18 protein-coding genes are annotated in these 17312 nt (G+C 67.4%); 9 read left to right on the top strand and 9 right to left on the bottom strand.

Annotation, left to right across the window (positions count from 1 at the left end; all coding sequences use genetic code 11):
* Window positions 1-42: 42 nt before the first annotated feature.
* Window positions 43-936, bottom strand: coding sequence for a M48 family metallopeptidase (locus tag RR928_RS02270; protein ID WP_332548562.1), 894 nt, complete (start codon window positions 934-936; stop codon window positions 43-45).
* A gap of 119 nt (window positions 937-1055) precedes the next feature.
* Between RR928_RS02270 and RR928_RS02265 the strand changes: the two genes are divergently transcribed.
* The 3 genes from RR928_RS02265 to RR928_RS02255 all read left to right on the top strand — a co-directional run bounded on the left by RR928_RS02265 (window position 1056) and on the right by RR928_RS02255 (window position 4464).
* Window positions 1056-2399, top strand: coding sequence for an AmpG family muropeptide MFS transporter (locus RR928_RS02265; RefSeq protein WP_332536969.1), 1344 nt, complete (start codon window positions 1056-1058; stop codon window positions 2397-2399).
* Between the two features lie 123 nt (window positions 2400-2522).
* Window positions 2523-3245 carry a response regulator transcription factor gene (locus RR928_RS02260; protein WP_332536967.1) on the top strand — a complete coding sequence of 241 codons (723 nt, stop codon included), beginning with the start codon at window positions 2523-2525 and terminating at the stop codon, window positions 3243-3245.
* Between the two features lie 4 nt (window positions 3246-3249).
* On the top strand, window positions 3250-4464 hold the full coding sequence (locus RR928_RS02255) for an ATP-binding protein (protein WP_332536965.1): 1215 nt from the start codon (window positions 3250-3252) through the stop codon (window positions 4462-4464).
* Between the two features lie 2 nt (window positions 4465-4466).
* Here RR928_RS02255 and RR928_RS02250 read toward each other — a convergent pair whose 3' ends face one another.
* Entirely contained in the window at window positions 4467-5720 is a 1254-nt protein-coding gene (locus tag RR928_RS02250) for an O-antigen ligase family protein (RefSeq protein ID WP_332536963.1), read from the bottom strand.
* Between the two features lie 137 nt (window positions 5721-5857).
* Here RR928_RS02250 and RR928_RS02245 point away from each other — a divergent pair, with 137 nt between their 5' ends.
* Entirely contained in the window at window positions 5858-6577 is a 720-nt protein-coding gene (locus RR928_RS02245) for a hypothetical protein (protein ID WP_332536961.1), read from the top strand.
* A gap of 5 nt (window positions 6578-6582) precedes the next feature.
* Window positions 6583-7335: a glycosyltransferase family 25 protein gene (locus RR928_RS02240; protein WP_332548559.1), complete on the top strand. Its 753-nt coding sequence runs from the start codon at window positions 6583-6585 to the stop codon at window positions 7333-7335.
* Between the two features lie 28 nt (window positions 7336-7363).
* On the opposite strand, the gene RR928_RS02235 is transcribed toward RR928_RS02240, so the two are convergent.
* The 6 genes from RR928_RS02235 to RR928_RS02210 form a co-directional block, all read right to left on the bottom strand.
* Window positions 7364-8494 (bottom strand): glycosyltransferase, encoded by a 1131-nt coding sequence (locus tag RR928_RS02235; RefSeq protein WP_332536959.1) that lies wholly within the window; start codon window positions 8492-8494, stop codon window positions 7364-7366.
* A gap of 76 nt (window positions 8495-8570) precedes the next feature.
* Window positions 8571-8777 carry a zinc-finger domain-containing protein gene (locus tag RR928_RS02230; protein ID WP_332536957.1) on the bottom strand — a complete coding sequence of 69 codons (207 nt, stop codon included), beginning with the start codon at window positions 8775-8777 and terminating at the stop codon, window positions 8571-8573.
* Window positions 8778-8816: 39 nt separating this feature from the next.
* Entirely contained in the window at window positions 8817-9755 is a 939-nt protein-coding gene (locus RR928_RS02225; RefSeq protein ID WP_332536956.1) for a branched-chain amino acid transaminase, read from the bottom strand.
* Window positions 9756-9790: 35 nt separating this feature from the next.
* The gene (locus RR928_RS02220) at window positions 9791-10225 is read right to left on the bottom strand and encodes a glycerate kinase (protein ID WP_332536954.1); all 435 of its coding nucleotides are present in this window, start codon (window positions 10223-10225) and stop codon (window positions 9791-9793) included.
* Window positions 10226-10295: 70 nt separating this feature from the next.
* A complete protein-coding gene (gene radA, locus RR928_RS02215) occupies window positions 10296-11681 on the bottom strand; it encodes a DNA repair protein RadA (protein WP_332536952.1) in 1386 nt (461 codons plus the stop codon).
* Between the two features lie 30 nt (window positions 11682-11711).
* A complete protein-coding gene (locus RR928_RS02210; protein ID WP_332536950.1) occupies window positions 11712-12506 on the bottom strand; it encodes a siderophore-interacting protein in 795 nt (264 codons plus the stop codon).
* Between the two features lie 79 nt (window positions 12507-12585).
* Between RR928_RS02210 and RR928_RS02205 the strand changes: the two genes are divergently transcribed.
* Entirely contained in the window at window positions 12586-13017 is a 432-nt protein-coding gene (locus RR928_RS02205; RefSeq protein ID WP_332536948.1) for a MarR family winged helix-turn-helix transcriptional regulator, read from the top strand.
* Window positions 13018-13204: 187 nt separating this feature from the next.
* Here the strand turns inward: RR928_RS02205 and alr are convergent, their stop codons facing one another.
* Window positions 13205-14299, bottom strand: a complete 1095-nt coding sequence (gene alr, locus RR928_RS02200) for an alanine racemase (protein WP_332536946.1) — start codon at window positions 14297-14299, stop codon at window positions 13205-13207.
* A 133-nt stretch (window positions 14300-14432) separates the two neighbouring features.
* Between alr and lplT the strand changes: the two genes are divergently transcribed.
* The 3 genes from lplT to RR928_RS02185 all read left to right on the top strand — a co-directional run bounded on the left by lplT (window position 14433) and on the right by RR928_RS02185 (window position 17256).
* Window positions 14433-15725: a lysophospholipid transporter LplT gene (gene lplT / locus RR928_RS02195; protein WP_332548175.1), complete on the top strand. Its 1293-nt coding sequence runs from the start codon at window positions 14433-14435 to the stop codon at window positions 15723-15725.
* A 65-nt stretch (window positions 15726-15790) separates the two neighbouring features.
* Complete coding sequence (locus RR928_RS02190; RefSeq protein ID WP_332536943.1) at window positions 15791-16717, top strand: DMT family transporter; 927 nt, start codon at window positions 15791-15793, stop codon at window positions 16715-16717.
* A 35-nt stretch (window positions 16718-16752) separates the two neighbouring features.
* Complete coding sequence (locus RR928_RS02185; RefSeq protein WP_332681363.1) at window positions 16753-17256, top strand: glutathione peroxidase; 504 nt, start codon at window positions 16753-16755, stop codon at window positions 17254-17256.
* Window positions 17257-17312: the final 56 nt, after the last annotated feature.

The following is a 17312-nucleotide window of genomic DNA, read 5'->3' as shown; positions in this document are numbered from 1 at the left end:
CCCCCCCATCACGACCACACGCAGTGAGGGAGCGTGGGGGCCTTATTTCCTCGCCTGCCGATACAGGCCATCCACCTTGGGCACATTGCGCTGCAGCTCGCGGATACGGTCCGGGCCGCTGGGATGGGTCGAAAGAAACGCCAGGCCGCCGCCGCTGCCGCCCGTCTCCTTGCCCATCTTCTGCCACAGCGTGACCGCCGCCTGCGGGTTGTAGCCCGCGCGCGCGGCCATTTCCAGGCCCACGAGGTCGGCGTCGCTTTCATCCGAGCGGCTGAACTGCAGGCTCAGCAGCTGCGCGCCCACCTTGGCGGCCGCATTGCCCAGATCGCCCAGACCCAGCAGCTGCGCGCCCAGCGACAGGCCGATGTTGGTCGCCTGGCTCTTGGCGAGCTGCTCGCGCGAATGTTCGCGCAGCGCATGCGCCATTTCGTGGCCCATGATCATCGCGGTCTCGTCGTCGGTCAGCGCGAGCTTGTCGAGAATGCCGGTATAGAACGCGATCTTGCCGCCGGGCATGCAGAAGGCGTTGATTTCCTTGCTGCCTATCAGGTTCACTTCCCAGCGCCAGGAGCGCGCGCGCTCGTTCCATGATTGGGCGTAGGGAATCAGGCGCTGGGCAATCACGTGCAGGCGCTGGAGCTGGGGATTGCCCGCGGGCGCGAGCGCGCCCTGGGACTTGGCCTTGGCAAGCAGCTGCTGGTACTGCTCGGCAGCCGCCTCTTCGAGCGTCTGCGCGGGCACGAGCTGGCGCAGGCGCGAACCGCTGCCCACGTCGACCTGGGCCAGCGCCGCCCCACCCGCGCCCGCGAGCGCCGCCGCGCCGCCCAGACGCAGGAAAGCGCGCCGCGCCTGCCACAGGCTCGCGCCGGGAGCGCAACAGCGCAGGCAGGGGGCCGCGCTTTCGTGGGGGAGAGAGGGGAAGTCGTGGTGCTGCATGCGCAAAAGTCTAGCGGTTCTGCCGCCGCCGCTCGTCAGACAAGGGCGCAACCGCGGCGCTTGCGCGAACGCGGCGGCAAAGCATGCCGATAATGGGCCCGCAGCCTGCTCTTACCGACATGACCCAATCCACCTCCCAAGCCGTGCCGACTTCCGGCCCCGTTCCCACCCGCAGCTGGCGCGATACCTGGCGGGTCTACCGCGAGCCCGCAAGCTGGCGCATGCTGGCGCTGGGCTTTTCGGCGGGCCTGCCGCTGCTGCTGGTGCTGGGCACGCTGTCGTTCTGGCTGCGCGAGGCCGGCGTGGACCGCGCGACCATAGGCTATCTGAGCTGGGTGGGCCTGGTCTACGCATTCAAATGGCTCTGGTCGCCGCTGGTCGACCATCTGCCGCTGCCGCTGCTCACGCGCCGGCTGGGGCGCCGGCGCAGCTGGCTGCTGCTGTCGCAGCTGATGGTCATGGCCGGCCTGATCGGCATGGCGTTCAACGACCCGCTGACCAGCCTGCAGCCCGTGGTCTGGTGCGCGCTGGCCGTGGCCTTCGGCTCGGCGACGCAGGACATCGCGCTCGACGCGTTTCGCATCGAATCGGCCGATACCGACCGCCAGGCCGCGCTCGCGGCGACCTACCAGACCGGCTATCGGCTGGCGATGATCTGGGCCGGTGCGGGCGTGCTGTGGATCGCGGCGCGCACCCAGGGCGATGCCACGGGCTATATGCACAACGCCTGGCAGGTCGCCTACTGCGTGATGGCCGCGAGCATGCTGCTGGGCGTGGTCACGGTGCTGCTGTCGCGCGAGCCCGCGCCACGCGCGCTGCCGCGCGCGCGCAATGCGGCCGAATGGCTGCGCGGCGCGCTGGTCGAGCCGTTTGCCGACTTCATCCGCCGCTACCGCTGGCAGGCCGCGCTGATCCTGGCGCTGATTGCCGTCTACCGCATCAGCGATGTGGTGATGGGCATCATGGCCAACCCTTTCTATGTGGACATGGGCTTCACCAAGGACGAGGTCGCGGCCGTGACCAAGGTGTTTGGCGTGATCATGACGCTGGCCGGCGCGTTTCTCGGCGGCGCCATGGCCATGCGCTGGGGCGTGATGCGCGTGCTGATGCTGGGCGCGCTGCTATCGGCCGTCACCAACTTGCTGTTCGCGCTGCTGGCCACGCGCGGCCACGACCTCACGGGCCTGGTGTTCGTGGTCTCGGCCGACAACCTGGCCGGCGGCATTGCCTCGGCGGCGTTCATCGCCTACCTGTCGGCGCTGACCAATGTGCAGTACTCGGCGACGCAGTACGCGCTGTTCAGCTCGATGATGCTGCTGGCGCCCAAGTGGATTGCGGGCTTTTCAGGCGTCTTTGTCGATGCCCACGGCTATGCGACGTTCTTCACCGCCACCGCGCTGCTGGGCCTGCCCGTGCTGCTGCTGGTCTGGGCCGCGTCGCGCGTGCCGCTGACACATGATTGACGGGAGTTGCCGCGCGCAGCAGATTTACCCCATCTTTACGCAGGCGACAAGCCGCTGTGACAGCCTGGCGCCACCATTGCAGGCATGGCCCTGCCCTCCTACTCCCCCACTTCGACGGATCCCATGAGCGTTCACCACCTGCTGATGATTGAAGACGACGCCCGGCTCGCGCAGATGGTCGGCGAGTATCTGGGCCAGAACGGCCTGAAACTCAACCACTGTGGCGATGGCCTCAGCGGCCTGGCCGCGCTGCAGGTGACCGACCCGCAGGCCCTGCCCGACCTCGTGATCCTGGACCTGATGCTGCCCGACATCGACGGCCTCGAAGTCTGCCGCCGCATCCGCGCCCTGCCCGGGCCCGCGGCGCAGACGCCGGTGCTGATGCTCACTGCCAAGGGCGACCCCATGGACCGCGTGATCGGCCTGGAAATCGGCGCCGACGACTACCTGCCCAAGCCGTTCGAGCCGCGCGAGCTGCTGGCGCGCATCCGCGCCATCCTGCGCCGCCAGGGCCATGGCGCGGTCGAAGCGCCGAGCCAGGCGCTGCGCTTCGGCACGCTGGAGATCGACCGCGATGCGCGCACCGTGACCGTGGGCGGCCAGCTCTGCGAGCTGACCTCCTATCAATTCGACCTGCTGGTCGCGCTGGCCGAGCGCGCGGGCCGCGTGCTGTCGCGCGAGCAGATCATGGAAGCCGTGCGCGGGCGCGAGCTCGAGGCGTTCGATCGCTCGATCGACGTGCACATGGGCCGCATACGCGCGGCCATCGAAGTCGACCCCAAGGCTCCCAAGCGCATCCTGACGGTGCGCGGCGTGGGCTATGTGTTCGCCAAACAGCAGGACTGAAGCCATGTCGCTGCTGCGCCTCTTTTCCCGCCGCCTGTATCTGCGCATCTGGCTGGCCGTGGTCGGCGGCGTGGCAGTGCTGACGCTGCTGGTCGCCTGGGCCTGGCAGACCGCGACGGAATTCAATGCGCAGCAAAACAGCGCCAGCGCCGCGCCGGCGCGCGAGATCGTGCTGCGCGACGCCGACGGCCAGGTGCTGGCCCAGGGTCTGGGCATACGCCGTCCGGGCGATCCGTCCGAAGGGCTGCGCTTCGATATCGCCGGTGCCGACGGCCAGAACTTCAGTCTGCAGATGGCGCCGCGCACCCAGCGCGGCGAGCGCCCACCGCCGCATGGCCCGGCAGCGTTCTGGCTGCGGCCGTTTGGTTTCCTGTGGATGCTGGCGCTGGTCGGCGTCGCCGTGGCGCTGGGCGTGTTTCCCATCATCCGCCGGCTGCTCAAGCGGCTTGAAAACCTGCAGCGCAGCGTGCAGCGCTTTGGCGAAGGCGACCTCGCGACGCGCGTGCCGGTGCAGGGCAATGACGAGCTGGCCGACCTGTCGCGCCAGTTCAACGCCTCGGCCGAGCGCATCGAGGCGCTGATGGCCTCGCAGAAATCGCTGCTGGCCAATGCCTCGCACGAGCTGCGCTCGCCGCTCACGCGCATACGCATGGGCATGGAGCTGATGTCGGGCAACCAGCCTTCGCCGGCATCGCGCGCCGAAATCCTGCGCAACGTCAACGAACTCGACCAACTGGTCGACGAAATCCTGCTGGCCAGCCGGCTGGACTCGCGCGAAGTCGATGTGGGCACCGAGGAATCGGTCGACCTGATAGGCCTGAGCGCCGAGGAATGCGCGCGCGTCGACGCCGAACTGCAGCTGCAGGACCTCGCGGAACTGGAAGTGCCCGGCGTCGCCAAGCTGCTGCGCCGCGCGGTGCGCAACCTGCTGGAGAACGCGCGCCGCTACAGCCACGGCGAAATCACGCTCGAGCTGGCGCGCATCGACGGCCAGGCCGAAATCCGCGTCGACGATCGCGGCCCGGGCGTTCCGGCCGATCAGCGCGAGCGCATCTTCGAGAAGTTCTACCGCCTGCCCGGCGCGAGCGAGCGTTCGGGCGGGGTCGGCCTGGGATTGGCCCTGGTGCGCTCGATTGCCGAGCGCCACGGCGGCAGCGTGCGCTGCGAGGCGCGCGAAGGCGGCGGCGCGCGTTTCGTGCTGCGCCTGCCGCTGGCCTGAACTCAGTCCGCGGCGCGCCGCGCCTGCGCGGGCCGCGGCGTGGCGCCGTACAAGGCATCGGCGCACAGCACGATCAGCAGCATCACGAAGAAATGGCTTTCACGCGAGCTCCACAGCGAGGCATTGATCAGGCTGTTGACGGCCAGGATCACCGCGAAGCTCAGCAGCAGGCGGCGCTGATGCGGCTGGGCGCGGCGCGCGGCCCAGACCGGCGCGCCGATCAGCGCCAGGAAAGCGAGCAGACCCAGAATGCCGTTCTCCATCCAGAGGAACAGGTACTGGTTGTGCGGATGCCAGCGGCCGAACGCGCACCAGCCTTCGGCCGTGACTTCCTCGCACCAGGTGTCGTGGTAGCTGCCCGTGCCCCAGCCGGTGATGGGCTTTTGCTCGACCAGCGACCAGGTGTTCTTCCAGAAGTTGATGCGCCCGCCGATGCTGGTGATTTCCATGCTCTTGCTGTTGCGCGCTTCGGTGATGCCCAGCTTCACGCGCTCCTGCACTTCGGTGGAGGTCGCCACCACCGTGAGCAGACCCAGCGCCAGTATGCCCAGCGCGAGCCAGCGCTTGCAGCCCTGCGTGGCCAGCAGCAGGAAGGCAAACAGCGCCACCATCAGCAGCAGATAGCCCGTGCGCCCGCTCGACAGATGGGTGATGCTCAGCGCGCCCAGCAGCGCCACCAGCCACCAGGCGCCGCGCCGCCACCAGGCCGCGCCGGCGCGCAGGCCCCGGTCCAGCGCCAGCACGACGAAGAACGTCATCATCACGTTCTGCGTGATGTAGTCGCCGATCACCGTGTGGTCCTGGCCCCAGCCGAGGTTGTGGGTGCGCGACCAGGGCAGGTCCCAGAAGATGTTGGCGTAGACCGAGCCCAGGATGAACAGCATGGCCAGCACGAAGGCATCGACGCAGCGCCGGCGCCAGACGCTCTCGGCCAGCAGCGCGATGCACACCGGCACCAGCAGCAGCTTGCTGTACTTGGACAGGTGCAGCACGATGTCGTCGTGACTTGCGGGCGTGTACAGGATGCCCAGCAGCATCAGGGCGTAAAGCCCCAGCGCCGCCCAGACCACGGGGGCGCGGCGCACCGTGGGCCAGCGCTGCCAGATCCGGCCGCTGAGCAGCCCGAACAGCAAGGCCAGCGCCATCGCGATATATGCGAGCGCCATCGCCACGGGAAACGACAGGAAGACCACGACCAGGCAGACCAGGGCGGCAGATTCGAAAAGCGCCTGCATGCGGCGGGTATCAAAGGTCATAGAGAAAATACCGGGGGGAATAGAAAACGGTTTTTAATGGCGGCATTGCCGCCGGCCCTGCTCGCTCAGGAAAGCCCCAAGTCGGCATGCACCGGGCTGCGCGCCTTTCAGCGGCTGTATTGAGTAACAATTTGACTATGAAATTTCCTACCGTCCATGCCATGTACTGGGACAACATTCCCGCCAGCATCCTGTCCAAGCAGCGCGAAGTCTTCGCGCATCTGGACATACCGCTGCAGCAGGAGCGTGCCGACCAGCAGCCCCATGGCCTGTGGATGAACGAAGTCATCGAGCGGCTCGCACCCGAGGACATCGTGGTGTTCTGCGACATCGACGCGTTCGCGCTGAATCGGGCGGCGTACCTCGCGGCCGTCCAGCACGCTGAAAACGGTGCGCTTTTCGGGCTCGCACAGTTCTCCAACCACAAGCAAGGCACGCAAGTGTATGCGGGGCCGATGTTCATGGCATTCCGCAAGAGTATGTGGATGCAACTGGGCCGGCCCACGATGCGCTCGAGCAAGCTCCACGACGCGGCCGAAGTGATGTCGGTGCTGGCGCGCGAAGCCGGCATTCCCGTGGTCATGCCGGCCGTGAGCGCCTGCCTGCTTCCCAAATGGTCGCTGGGCAACGAAGGCGTGTTCGGCATAGGCACTTTCTACGGCGAGCGCGACTTCTTCCATCTGTTCGAATCGCGCAAGCCCGCGTACGAAGCCATTTTCCATGCGGTTGCTGACGACGTGCTTGCAGACCGGCCGCTGAACTTCCGCCACTACCTCGAAATCGTCGAGCAGCTGCAGGCCGCGGAAAGCGGCCAGCCGCCGCGCCGTCGCCCGTGGTGGAAGCGCCTGTGGAAGTGAAACCCATGGCCGACAAAGCTTCCTCACTGCCGCTGGTCTTCGTCAACCTCGAGCGCGATGCCGAACGCCGCGCACGGCTCGAAGCCGAACTGGCACGCCTGAACCTGCAGGGCGAACGCCTGCACGCTGTCTGGTGGGCCGACCTGCCCGCCGCCGAGCAGGATGCGCTCTACAGCGCGCAACTCAACCGCGCCCAGTACTACAAGCCGCTGGTGAACGGCGAGAAAGGCTGCTATGCAAGCCATATCCAGGCCTGGCGCCAGCTGCTGGCCAGCGATGCGCCGGCCATGGTGGTGCTCGAGGACGACGTGCGCCTGGACGACCGGCTGGCCGACGGCATCGCCGCCATTGCCGCGCTCGACATTCCCTGGGACATGGTCAAGCTGCTGGGCCGGGTGCAGGAGAAAGTGCGCAGCCAGCGCCCGCTGCTGTCCGATGTCGCGCTGGTCGAATACCAGCGCGTTCCCAGCATGACGGCCGGCTATGTGGTCAGCCGCGCGGGCGCGGCCAAGCTGCTGGCCACGCGCGTGCCGTTCGGCCGGCCCATAGACGTGGACCTGCGGTTCTGGTGGGAAAACGACTTGCGCATCCTGGGCACCGTGCCTTCGCTGCTGATACTCGATGAGACCAGCTTCGTCAGCTCGATCTGGAGCGAGAAGCCGCGTGTGCCGCTGCGCCAGAAATTACGCAAGTTCGCGATGAAACTGGGGCTTAGCCTGGGCAATGCGCGCCATAGGCGCACGCAGTCCCGTCTGTAGCAGGGCTGCATTCGGACTGAACCGGCCCCTATAAGACCGTTCGGGCTGAGCCTGTCGAAGCCCCGACCCCTGCCCCCGCATGCACGCGCCGCAGCAGCGCCTCGTAGCCGGCCTGCATCACCGACACATCGAACGCCACTTCGGCCTCGGCGCGCGCGGCCTGGGCCAGCGCCCGGGCGTATTCAGGTTGGTCGAGCAGCGTCCTGAGCGCCTGGGCCAGCGCCGCGGCGTCGCCTTCGGGCACCAGCAGCCCGGTGCGGCCCGGATCGATCACTTCGCGTACCCCGACCACATCGCTGCCTATGCAGGCACAGCCCGCGGCCATGGCTTCGGTCAGCGCCAGCGGCATGCCTTCGTAGTGGGTCGACAGCACGAATATCTGCTGGCGCATGAGGAACTGCGGCAGCTGCGCGACCTGGCCCATGAACTCGACCTGGGCGCCCAGCCCCAGCTTGTCGACCAATGCTTGGGCCTGGTCGCGCAGCCGCGGCTTGCCGCCGCCGGCCAGGTGCAGCCGCGGGCGCAGGCCCTGCTCGGCCAGCAGCGCCAGCGCCTCGATCAGCGTCGCATGGTCCTTCTGGCGCGCGAAGCGCGAGGCCATGACGATGGCCGGCGCGCGCTGCGCCCAGGGCTGGAGCTGGTCGGCGGGAAAGCGCGCCAGATCTATGCCGTTCGGAATGGCGACGCAGCGTTCGCGCGCAAAGCCCAGCTCGAGCAGCCGGTCGCGCACGCCGCGCGACACGCCCACGCTGGCCGCGCTGCGCGCATCGAGCCACAGCGCCTGCTTGAGGCGCCATCTGGTGTAGCGCTCGCGCGAGTTGTGCTCCACATGCACCAGCTTGGGCACGCCGGCCAGCAGGCCCGCATAGCGGCCCCACAGGTGGTCGCTGAAGCCATGGGCGACGAGGATGTCGGGCTTCCATTCGAGCGCAATCTTGCGCAGCGCCCAGATGGTGGCCGCATGCGACCAGCCGGGCACGACGCGCACGTCGAGGCCCTGGTCGCGCAGCGCCTGCACGCGCGCCGCGTCGGTGTTGCGCTTGCGGCGCAGCACCAGCAGCACCGGCATGGACTGGCTGCGCCGCGCGGCCAGACACAGGTCGACCGCGACCTGGGTCGCGCCGGAGAAACCTCCGGTCACAAAATGCAGTACGCGCACGGCGTGGTCCTTCAAAAAAAGCCGGGGTGACAAAAAGGGGCCCAAGGCCCCTTTTGCTACCGTTCAACAGCGAAAGTCAGTGGCCGTGGCCCACGACTTCGCCTTCCTTGAGGCGGTACACGGTGCCGCAGTAGGGGCACTTGGCTTCACCCGTATGGGCGATATCCAGGTAGACCTTGGGGTGGCTGTTCCACAGCTTCATGTCAGCGCGCGGGCTGGGGCAGTACACGCCGCCATAACTGTTGAGTTCTTTGGCGGCCAGTTCTACGACGGCTTGGGTCATGGGGAGTCTCTTGTCTCGGGGGGCTGGGAAAAAAACCGCTTACACCAGCGTGAGCCAGTGTGCGTACTTGGGGTTGCGGCCGTTGACGATGTCAAAGAAGGCCGCCTGGATTTTCTGCGTGATCGGGCCGCGGCTGCCCGCGCCGATCGCGATGCGGTCGAGTTCGCGGATAGGCGTGACTTCGGCGGCCGTGCCGGTGAAGAAGGCCTCGTCGCTGATGTAGACCTCGTCGCGCGTGATGCGGCGCTGCTGCACTTCAAGGCCCAGGTCCTTGCAGATCGCGAACACGGTGTTGCGCGTGATGCCGTTGAGCGCGCCGGCCGACAGGTCGGGCGTGACGACCACGCCGTCCTTGACGATGAAGATGTTCTCGCCCGAACCTTCGGACACGAAGCCGGCCGCGTCCAGCAGCAGCGCTTCGTCGTAGCCGTCGTCCAGGGCTTCGGTATTGGCCAGGATGGAGTTGGTGTAGTTGCTCACCGCCTTGGCCTGGCTCATGGTGATGTTCACATGGTGGCGCGTGTAGCTGCTGGTCTTGACGCGTATGCCGCGCGCCATGCCTTCCTCGCCGAGGTAGGCGCCCCAGGCCCAGGCAGCGACCATCAGGTGGATGTCGTTGCCCTTGGGCGAGACGCCCAGCTTCTTGTCGCCAATCCAGGTCAGCGGACGCAGGTAGCACGAGGCGAGCTTATTGGCGCGCACGACTTCGACCTGGGCCGCGTTGACCTGCTCCTGGGTGAACGGAATGTTCATGCGCAGGATCTTGGCGCTGTTGAACAGCCGCTTGGTATGGTCTTCGAGCCGGAAGATGGCCGTGCCCTTGTCGGTCTCATAGGCGCGCACGCCCTCGAAGGCGCCGCAACCGTAATGCAGCGTATGCGTGAGCACATGGACCTTGGCGTCACGCCATTCGACCAATTGGCCGTCCATCCAGATTTTGCCGTCACGGTCGGCCATCGAGGGAACTGCGGAGCTCATGGAAATCCTTTGTGCAAGATCGCAAAAAGGAGATTCTACGGCGTGGGCGTGTGTTCTATCGCGGGGGTGGGGGCATCGTCCTGCGGGGGACGGTACATCTGCCAGGACACGAGGCGGCCGTGGTCGAACGTGCAGTCCACATGCGAATGCGAGCCGTCGGTCCAGCGGAAGATTTCGGGCTGCTCGCCCTGCGGCGTCTGCTGCTTGCCCAGCGAACGCGTCATCGCCACCACATGCATCATGTTCACGCCCGGACGCAGCTTGGCGTTGAGCATCACGGCGCTGGCGACATAGCCTATGGGCTGCTGCGACGCCTTGCGCACCACCGACATCAGCCGGTTGAAGTGCAGCAGCAGCCACATGACGATGCCGCCGCCGGCCGCGGCAACGCCCAGCCAGCCGTAAGTTTGATGGGCAGCGATCAACAGCACTGCCAGTCCCACCGGGACCCAGATTTTGCGCAAATTCATGGCCGCAATTGTCTTATGGACGCTGGACTTTGGGGTTGTGGTGAGTGCGTATACCCCTGAAAACCGCGCGTCAGCTGATTCCACGCACGATGTTCATGGCCTCGTCGACGCGCTCCACGGCGTGAATCGTCAGCCCGGGAATCGCCTTTTTCGGCGCATTCGCCTTGGGCACGACGGCCAGGGTGAAGCCCAGCTTCGCGGCTTCCTTGAGCCGTTCCTGGCCGCGCGGCGCGGGCCGCACTTCGCCGGCCAGCCCGACTTCGCCAAACGCGAAGAAGCCGCGCGGCAGCGCCTTGCCGCGCAGACTCGAAGTGATCGCCAACATCACTGCCAGGTCAGCTGCAGGCTCGTTGATGCGCACCCCGCCGACCGCGTTGACGAACACATCCTGGTCGGCGCAGGCCACGCCCGCATGGCGGTTGAGCACCGCCAGCAGCATCGCCATGCGGTCCTTGTCCAGGCCCACCGAGAGCCGGCGCGGGCTGGGCCCGCCCTGGTCGACCAGCGCCTGGATCTCGACCAGCATGGGCCGCGTGCCTTCGAGCGTGACCAGCACGCAGCTGCCCGGCACGGGCTCGGAATGCTGGCTCAGGAAGATCGCGCTGGGGTTGGTCACGCCCTTGAGGCCTTTCTCCGTCATCGCGAACACGCCGATCTCGTTGACGGCGCCAAAGCGGTTCTTGATCGCACGCACCAGGCGGAAGTTGCTGTGCGTGTCGCCCTCGAAGTACAGCACGGTGTCGACCATATGCTCGAGCACGCGCGGGCCGGCGAGCGCGCCTTCCTTGGTCACATGGCCGATCAGCACCACGCAGATGCCCGTGGTCTTGGCGGCGCGCGTCAGATGCGCCGCGCATTCGCGCACCTGGGCCACCGAGCCCGGCGCCGAGGACAGCTGGTCGGAATACACGGTCTGGATGGAGTCGATCACCACCACCGCGGGCTGGTTGGCTTCGAGCGTGGCGAGAATCTTCTCGAGCTGGATCTCGGCCAGCACCTGCACCTGGCTGTTGTCCAGGCCCAGGCGGCGCGAGCGCAGCGCGATCTGCGCGCCGCTTTCCTCGCCGGTGACATACAGCGTGGGCAGGCCCTTGCGGTGCAGCGCATCGAGCGCCTGCAACAGCAATGTCGACTTGCCGATTCCCGGATCGCCGCCTATCAGCACCACGCCGCCTTCGACGATGCCGCCGCCGAGCACGCGGTCGAGCTCATCGATGCCGCTGGGCGTGCGCGCCACATCGGTGGCTTCGATCGCCGACAGCGGCGTGACCGGCTGGGCATTGGCCAGGCCCGCATAGCCCTGGGGTGCGCTCAGGCGGTTCTTGCCGCCGCTGGCCGACTCGGAGACCGACTCGATCAGCGAATTCCAGGCCCCGCAGGACGGACACTTGCCCAGCCAGCGCGGGCTGGTCGCGCCGCAGGCATTGCAGACATATTGGGTTTTCTCTTTGGCCATGGGGCGAGCATATCGCCCCGGGGCCGGCCCTTAGCCTTCGTTGAGTTCTGCGTGATGGGCGATCTCGCCGCGCTTCCAATAGGCGGCAATGCGCATGCGCTTGGCATCCACGCCGGGCTTGGCCAGCACGACGCGGCGCAGCGCCGCCATGTCGTTGTGCTCGCCCGCGGCCCAGATGAAGCCCTCGCCCGCGGGCAGCGCCAGCTGCTCGGCCGCGGCCGTCAGCGAATCCACCCACTGCAGGTCGATGCGGGCGTTGCTGGCCAGCGGCCGCTGGTCGCGCGCATCGGCCACGCAGATGCGCACCGTGACCTGGGCCGTGGGCGGCAGCTCGGCCAGGCGGCGCTCGATGGCCGGCAGCGCGCTTTCGTCGCCCAGCAGCCAGTGCCATTCGAACTCCTTGGGAATCAGCAGGCTGCCGCGCGGGCCGGCAACGCCGACCCACTGGCCCAGCGGCGCGTTGAGCGCCCAGTCGGCCGCCGGGCCGGTGTTGTGCAGCGCGAACTCGAGCACCAGTTCATTGCGCTGCGCGTCCCAGCTCACGGGCGTGTAGTCGCGCGTGGTCGGGCGCTCGCCTTCGAAACTGGGGCGGCCGTCGACGATGGCTGGCAGATTGGGGCGCTCCAGACCTTGCTGGGGCAGGATGAACTTGAGGTGGTCGTCAAAGCCGGTGCTGGCGAAGCCGGCCAGCTCGGGGCCGCCCAGCGTCACGCGCACGAAGCCGGGGCTGACTTGTTCGCGCGCCAGCAACTGCAGGTGGCGCGCGGCAAACGGATGGCGCTGGCGCTCGACGCGCAGCAGTGTCTCGGAAGAAGGAGTAGTCATTCAGGCCTCTGGCGTAAAATGTTGATTTAGTCAACGAAATATCCGCGATCTCGTTGATTTTGTCAACTATAAATACACGATGAATACCCAAAACCCTGCCGATGTGTTCGACGCCATGCATGACCTGATGCATGCCTACCGCCATCGCATGCGCGCCGCCATGCAGGCCGAACTCACGCCCAACGAAATGCGCGCGCTGCTGTTTGTCGGCCGCCATCCCATGCGCACGCAAAAGGATCTGGTCGAGCACAGCGGCACCGACAAGGCGCAGATCGCGCGCCTGCTGGGCATGCTGGAGGAAAAAGGCTGGCTTGAACGCGTGCCCCACGCCCAGGACGCGCGCAGCCGCTGTCTCAAGCTGAGCCCCGCGGGCCAGGCGGTGTTCGAGGGCATGGGCGCGCGCCGGCGCGGCATCACCGCCCAGATGCTGGACGGCTTTTCGCCCGCCGAGCAGCAGGTGCTGCAGGGCTTGCTGGCGCGCATGCTGGCGAATCTCCACGCGTCGGAATAAGGACTTTTGCTGCTCGCCCAGAGCAACACAGGGGAGCAGGTGCTTCAGCAGGGCAATTTGCGCCACGCCCTGAAACGCCCTTCGACAGGCTCAGGGCGAACGGCAGAGGCCGAACCGAGCGGGCTTCGAAACCCCGTTCGCGCTGAGCCTGCCTCGCCGGCCGCGTCGAAGGTTGAACGGCCCTCTCTCAATCAACAATCACCGTCACCCTCGGCGCCACCGCGCACATCAGCTCATAGCCCAGCGTGCCGCCGGCGCGCGCGACTTCGTCTATCGACAGGCGCTCGCCCGTCGACGCCTTGCCCCACAGCGTGACTTCGCTGCCCATGCCCGCGCCTTCGACCGGCGTCAGGTCGACATTGAGCATGTCCATGCTGACGCGCCCGAGCACGCGCGTGCGCTGGCCGTTGACCAGCACCGGCGTGTCCGTGCCGCAGGAGCGCGGGTAGCCGTCGGCATAACCGCAGGCGACCACGCCCACCGTCATCGGTCCTTCGGCGGTGAAGGTCGAGCCATAGCCCAGCGTATCGCCGGCCTGCAGCTGCTGCACGCCGATCACGCGCGTGGCCAGCGTCATTGCGGGCTCCAATGCCCAGTCCTGGTCGCTGTGCAGCGGGTAGTCGGGCGCGCTGCCGTAGAGCACGATGCCCGGGCGCACCCAGTCGCAGCGCACCTGTGCGTCCGCCGCCAGCGCCAGCGTCGCGGCGCTGTTGCACAGGCTGCGCTCGCCGGGCAGGTCGCGCGTCGCCTCGTGGAAGACCGCGAGCTGGTGGCCCACGCCGCGCGGGCCGTCGGCGTCGCTGAAATGGCTGATGAACGAAATTTCATCGACCTGTGTCAGCGCATTGAGCCTTGCCCAGGCCGAGCGGTAGCGCGCGGCAGGAAAGCCCAGCCGGTTCATGCCCGAGTTCATCTTGAGGAACACGCGGTGGCCGACCTGGGTCTTGTGCGCGGCCAGCCAGTCGATCTGCTCGTCGCAATGCACGACATGCCACAGGCCCAGGCGCGAGCACAGCTCCAGATCGCGCGGCTCGAACACGCCTTCGATCAGCAGGATGGGTCCGCGCCAGCCCAGCTGGCGCACGCGTTCGGCCTCGGAAAGGTCCAGCAAGGCAAAGCCGTCGGCGCCGCGCAGCGCGTCAAAAACGCGCTCTATACCGTGCCCGTAGGCATTGGCTTTGATGACCGCCCACAGTTTGGCATCCGGCACGGCCTGGCGCACGCGCTCGAGATTGTGGCGCAAGGCGCCGGAATGGATGGTGGCAAGGATAGGACGCGGCATGGTTCAGAAGCAATCAGAGAGAGGGAATTCTGGCATTGCTGGGCGAAAGCTGCGTGTTATAACCAACCGTTACTGCGTTTGAGTCCAACAATATCCCGGCAAAGGCTTTGCTGATGTCCGTTCCAGCCATTCAATGAAGCGCGGTTTTTACACCATCATGTCGGCGCAGTTTTTCAGCTCGCTGGCCGACAATGCCTTGTTCGTGGCCGCCGTGGAGCTGTTGCGCACCGGCGGCGCACCCGAGTGGCAACGTGCCGCCCTGGTGCCCATGTTCGCGTTGTTCTACGTGATACTCGCGCCGTTTGTCGGTGCATTCGCCGACGCCCTGCCCAAGGGCCGCGTCATGTTCTTCAGCAACGCGATCAAGGTCGTGGGCTGTCTGATGATGCTGTTCGGCCACCATCCGCTGATGGCCTATGCCGTCGTCGGCCTGGGCGCGGCCGCTTATTCGCCCGCCAAGTACGGCATCCTGACCGAACTGCTGCCCGCGTCGCAGCTGGTCAAGGCCAACGGCTGGATCGAAGGCCTGACCATCACCTCGATCATCCTGGGCGTGCTGCTCGGCGGCCAGCTGGTCGGGCCGGTGCTGTCGGGCTATCTGCTGTCGCTGAACCTGCCCGGCGTGCAGAACGCCGCCGAAGCGTCGATTGCCGCGCTGGTGCTGGTCTACGTGCTTGCCGCCTGGATCAACACCCGCATTCCGCTGACCGGCGTCGCCATGCGCCCGCTGCGCCAGGACCCGAGCAAAAGCCTGCTGAGCAATGCGCTGGCGCTGCTGCCCGATTTCTGGAACTGCAGCCAGCGCCTGTGGACCGACAAGCTGGGCCAGATCTCGCTGTCGACCACCACGCTGTTCTGGGGCGTCTCGGGCAATCTGCGCTACATCGTGCTCGCCTGGAGCGCCGCGGCGCTGGGCTACAGCACCACGCAGGCGTCATCGCTGGTCGGCGTGGTCGCCATAGGCACGGCCGTGGGCGCGGTCGCCGCCTCCACCTACATGAAGCTCGAGACCGCCACCCGCGTGATCCCGCTGGGCATTGCCATGGGCGTGCTGGTGATCTGCATGAACTTCATCGACACCATCTGGATCGCCGTGCCGTTCCTGATCCTGCTGGGCGGGCTGGGCGGCTTCCTGGTCGTGCCCATGAACGCGCTGCTGCAGCACCGCGGCCACAACCTGATGGGCGCGGGCCGCTCCATCGCCGTGCAGAACTTCAACGAACAGGCCTGCATCCTGCTGCTGGGCGCGTTCTACAGCCTGTCGACCAAGCTCGGACTGTCGGCGTTCGGCGCGATCACGCTGTTTGGCGTGGCCGTCGCCGGCATCATGTGGTGCATTGGCCGCTGGCATGCCTACAACTGCCGCCGCTACCCGCGCGAAGTCGTGCGCCTGCGCAAGATCGCCCGCCAGGACGACAACCACTGATTTTTCCCCAACGGCCAGCGCCTGCCTGCCAAGGCAGGCGCTGGCCGTTTCCACGTCTGCTTCCCATGCGCTCTCCCCTGCCCATACTGGCCCTGCTGCTCAACGCCCTGATCTGGGGCCTTTCCTGGTGGCCGCTGCGCCAGCTGCACGCGGCCGGCCTGCACCCGCTCTGGGCCACGGCGCTGATGTATGGGGCGGCGCTGGTCGGTCTGCTGCTGCTGCGCCCGGGCAGCTGGCGCAGCGCGCTGGCCCACCCGGTGCTGCTGCTGCTGGCGCTGAGTTCGGGGCTGACCAATGTCGCATTCAACTGGGCCGTGACCGTGGGCGACGTGGTGCGCGTGATCCTGCTGTTCTATCTGATGCCCGCCTGGGCCGTGCTGCTGGCCTGGAAGCTGCTGGGCGAACGCCCCACGCCGATGGCCCTGGTGCGGCTGGTGCTGGCCTTTTCCGGCGTGGTGCTGGTGCTGCTGCCGGCCGACGGCGCGCGCCAGGGCCTGTTCACCGGCCTGTCGCTGGCCGACGGGCTGGCCGTGCTGGGCGGCTTCATGTTCGCGCTGACCAACGTCAACCTGCGCCGCATGCATGCGCTGCCCGGGCAGGCGCGGATGCTGGCGATGTTTGCCGGCTGCACGATCATGGGCGCCGCGGCCGCGGCGCTGGCCTGGACGCTGGGCCTGGCGCCCGGCCTGCCCGCGCCGCAGGCACCCTGGCTGCTGATCGCCGGCGCCATGGCGCTGCTGATGCTGCTGAGCAACTGGGCGCTGCAATATGGCGCGACGCGGCTGCCGGCCAGCGTCACTTCGGTGGTCATGCTGTCCGAAGTGCTGTTCGCCAGCGTCTCCGCGGTCTGGCTGGCTTCGGCCGAGCTGCCCGCGCGCACGCTCGCCGGCGGCGCGCTGATCCTGCTGGCCGCGCTGCTGGCGGCCACGGCGCGCGCGCGCGCACCGGGCCAGCGCATAGGCGCACAACCGCTCGCCGGCCACCAGGGTTAAGCTTGCAGGCCGTGCTGCACTGCGAAGGACATTCCATGGGCTACACCCAAGCCACCTCGATCAACGACTTCACCGCCACCGACATCCAGGGCAACGAAGTGCCGCTGTCGCGCTACCAGGGCCGCGTGCTGCTGATCGTCAATACCGCCAGCGCCTGCGGCTTCACGCCCCAGTACGCGGGGCTGCAGGCGCTGCATGCGCAGTACGCCGGTCAGGGCCTCACGGTGCTGGGCTTTCCCTGCAACCAGTTCGGCCACCAGGAGCCGGGCAGCGCCGACGAGATCGCGACTTTCTGCGAACGCAATTTCGGCGTGCAGTTTCCGCTGATGCAGAAGATCGAGGTCAACGGCGCCGGCGCCCACCCGCTGTACCGCTGGCTCGAAGCCCAGGCGCCGGGGCTGCTGGGCAGCAAGGCCATCAAATGGAATTTCACCAAGTTCCTGGTGGGCCGCGACGGCCAGGTGCTGCAGCGCTATGCGCCCCAGGATGCACCGGCCAAGCTCGCCAAGGACATCGAAGCGGCATTGAACGCCGCATGAAAAAAGCCCTGGACGCTGGCGCGCACAGGGCTTGATGGAGCGCAGGCCTTGCGGCC

Source organism: Comamonas sp. (genome assembly GCF_036666375.1).
Lineage (GTDB): Bacteria > Pseudomonadota > Gammaproteobacteria > Burkholderiales > Burkholderiaceae_C > Comamonas.
Note: the sequence above shows the minus strand (reverse complement) of the source record. Positions and strands in the feature narration are given on the sequence as shown.

Bases quoted from the DNA above. Each gene is read 5' to 3' on its own strand.
- RR928_RS02270 (WP_332548562.1), bottom strand. From the start codon at position 936: ATGCAGCACCACGACTTCCCCTCTCTCCCCCACGAAAGCGCGGCCCCC.
- RR928_RS02265 (WP_332536969.1), top strand. From the start codon at position 1,056: ATGACCCAATCCACCTCCCAAGCCGTGCCGACTTCCGGCCCCGTTCCC.
- RR928_RS02260 (WP_332536967.1), top strand. From the start codon at position 2,523: ATGAGCGTTCACCACCTGCTGATGATTGAAGACGACGCCCGGCTCGCG.
- RR928_RS02255 (WP_332536965.1), top strand. From the start codon at position 3,250: ATGTCGCTGCTGCGCCTCTTTTCCCGCCGCCTGTATCTGCGCATCTGG.
- RR928_RS02250 (WP_332536963.1), bottom strand. From the start codon at position 5,720: ATGACCTTTGATACCCGCCGCATGCAGGCGCTTTTCGAATCTGCCGCC.
- RR928_RS02245 (WP_332536961.1), top strand. From the start codon at position 5,858: ATGAAATTTCCTACCGTCCATGCCATGTACTGGGACAACATTCCCGCC.
- RR928_RS02240 (WP_332548559.1), top strand. From the start codon at position 6,583: ATGGCCGACAAAGCTTCCTCACTGCCGCTGGTCTTCGTCAACCTCGAG.
- RR928_RS02230 (WP_332536957.1), bottom strand. From the start codon at position 8,777: ATGACCCAAGCCGTCGTAGAACTGGCCGCCAAAGAACTCAACAGTTAT.
- RR928_RS02225 (WP_332536956.1), bottom strand. From the start codon at position 9,755: ATGAGCTCCGCAGTTCCCTCGATGGCCGACCGTGACGGCAAAATCTGG.
- RR928_RS02220 (WP_332536954.1), bottom strand. From the start codon at position 10,225: ATGAATTTGCGCAAAATCTGGGTCCCGGTGGGACTGGCAGTGCTGTTG.
- radA (WP_332536952.1), bottom strand. From the start codon at position 11,681: ATGGCCAAAGAGAAAACCCAATATGTCTGCAATGCCTGCGGCGCGACC.
- RR928_RS02210 (WP_332536950.1), bottom strand. From the start codon at position 12,506: ATGACTACTCCTTCTTCCGAGACACTGCTGCGCGTCGAGCGCCAGCGC.
- RR928_RS02205 (WP_332536948.1), top strand. From the start codon at position 12,586: ATGAATACCCAAAACCCTGCCGATGTGTTCGACGCCATGCATGACCTG.
- alr (WP_332536946.1), bottom strand. From the start codon at position 14,299: ATGCCGCGTCCTATCCTTGCCACCATCCATTCCGGCGCCTTGCGCCAC.
- lplT (WP_332548175.1), top strand. From the start codon at position 14,433: ATGAAGCGCGGTTTTTACACCATCATGTCGGCGCAGTTTTTCAGCTCG.
- RR928_RS02190 (WP_332536943.1), top strand. From the start codon at position 15,791: ATGCGCTCTCCCCTGCCCATACTGGCCCTGCTGCTCAACGCCCTGATC.
- RR928_RS02185 (WP_332681363.1), top strand. From the start codon at position 16,753: ATGGGCTACACCCAAGCCACCTCGATCAACGACTTCACCGCCACCGAC.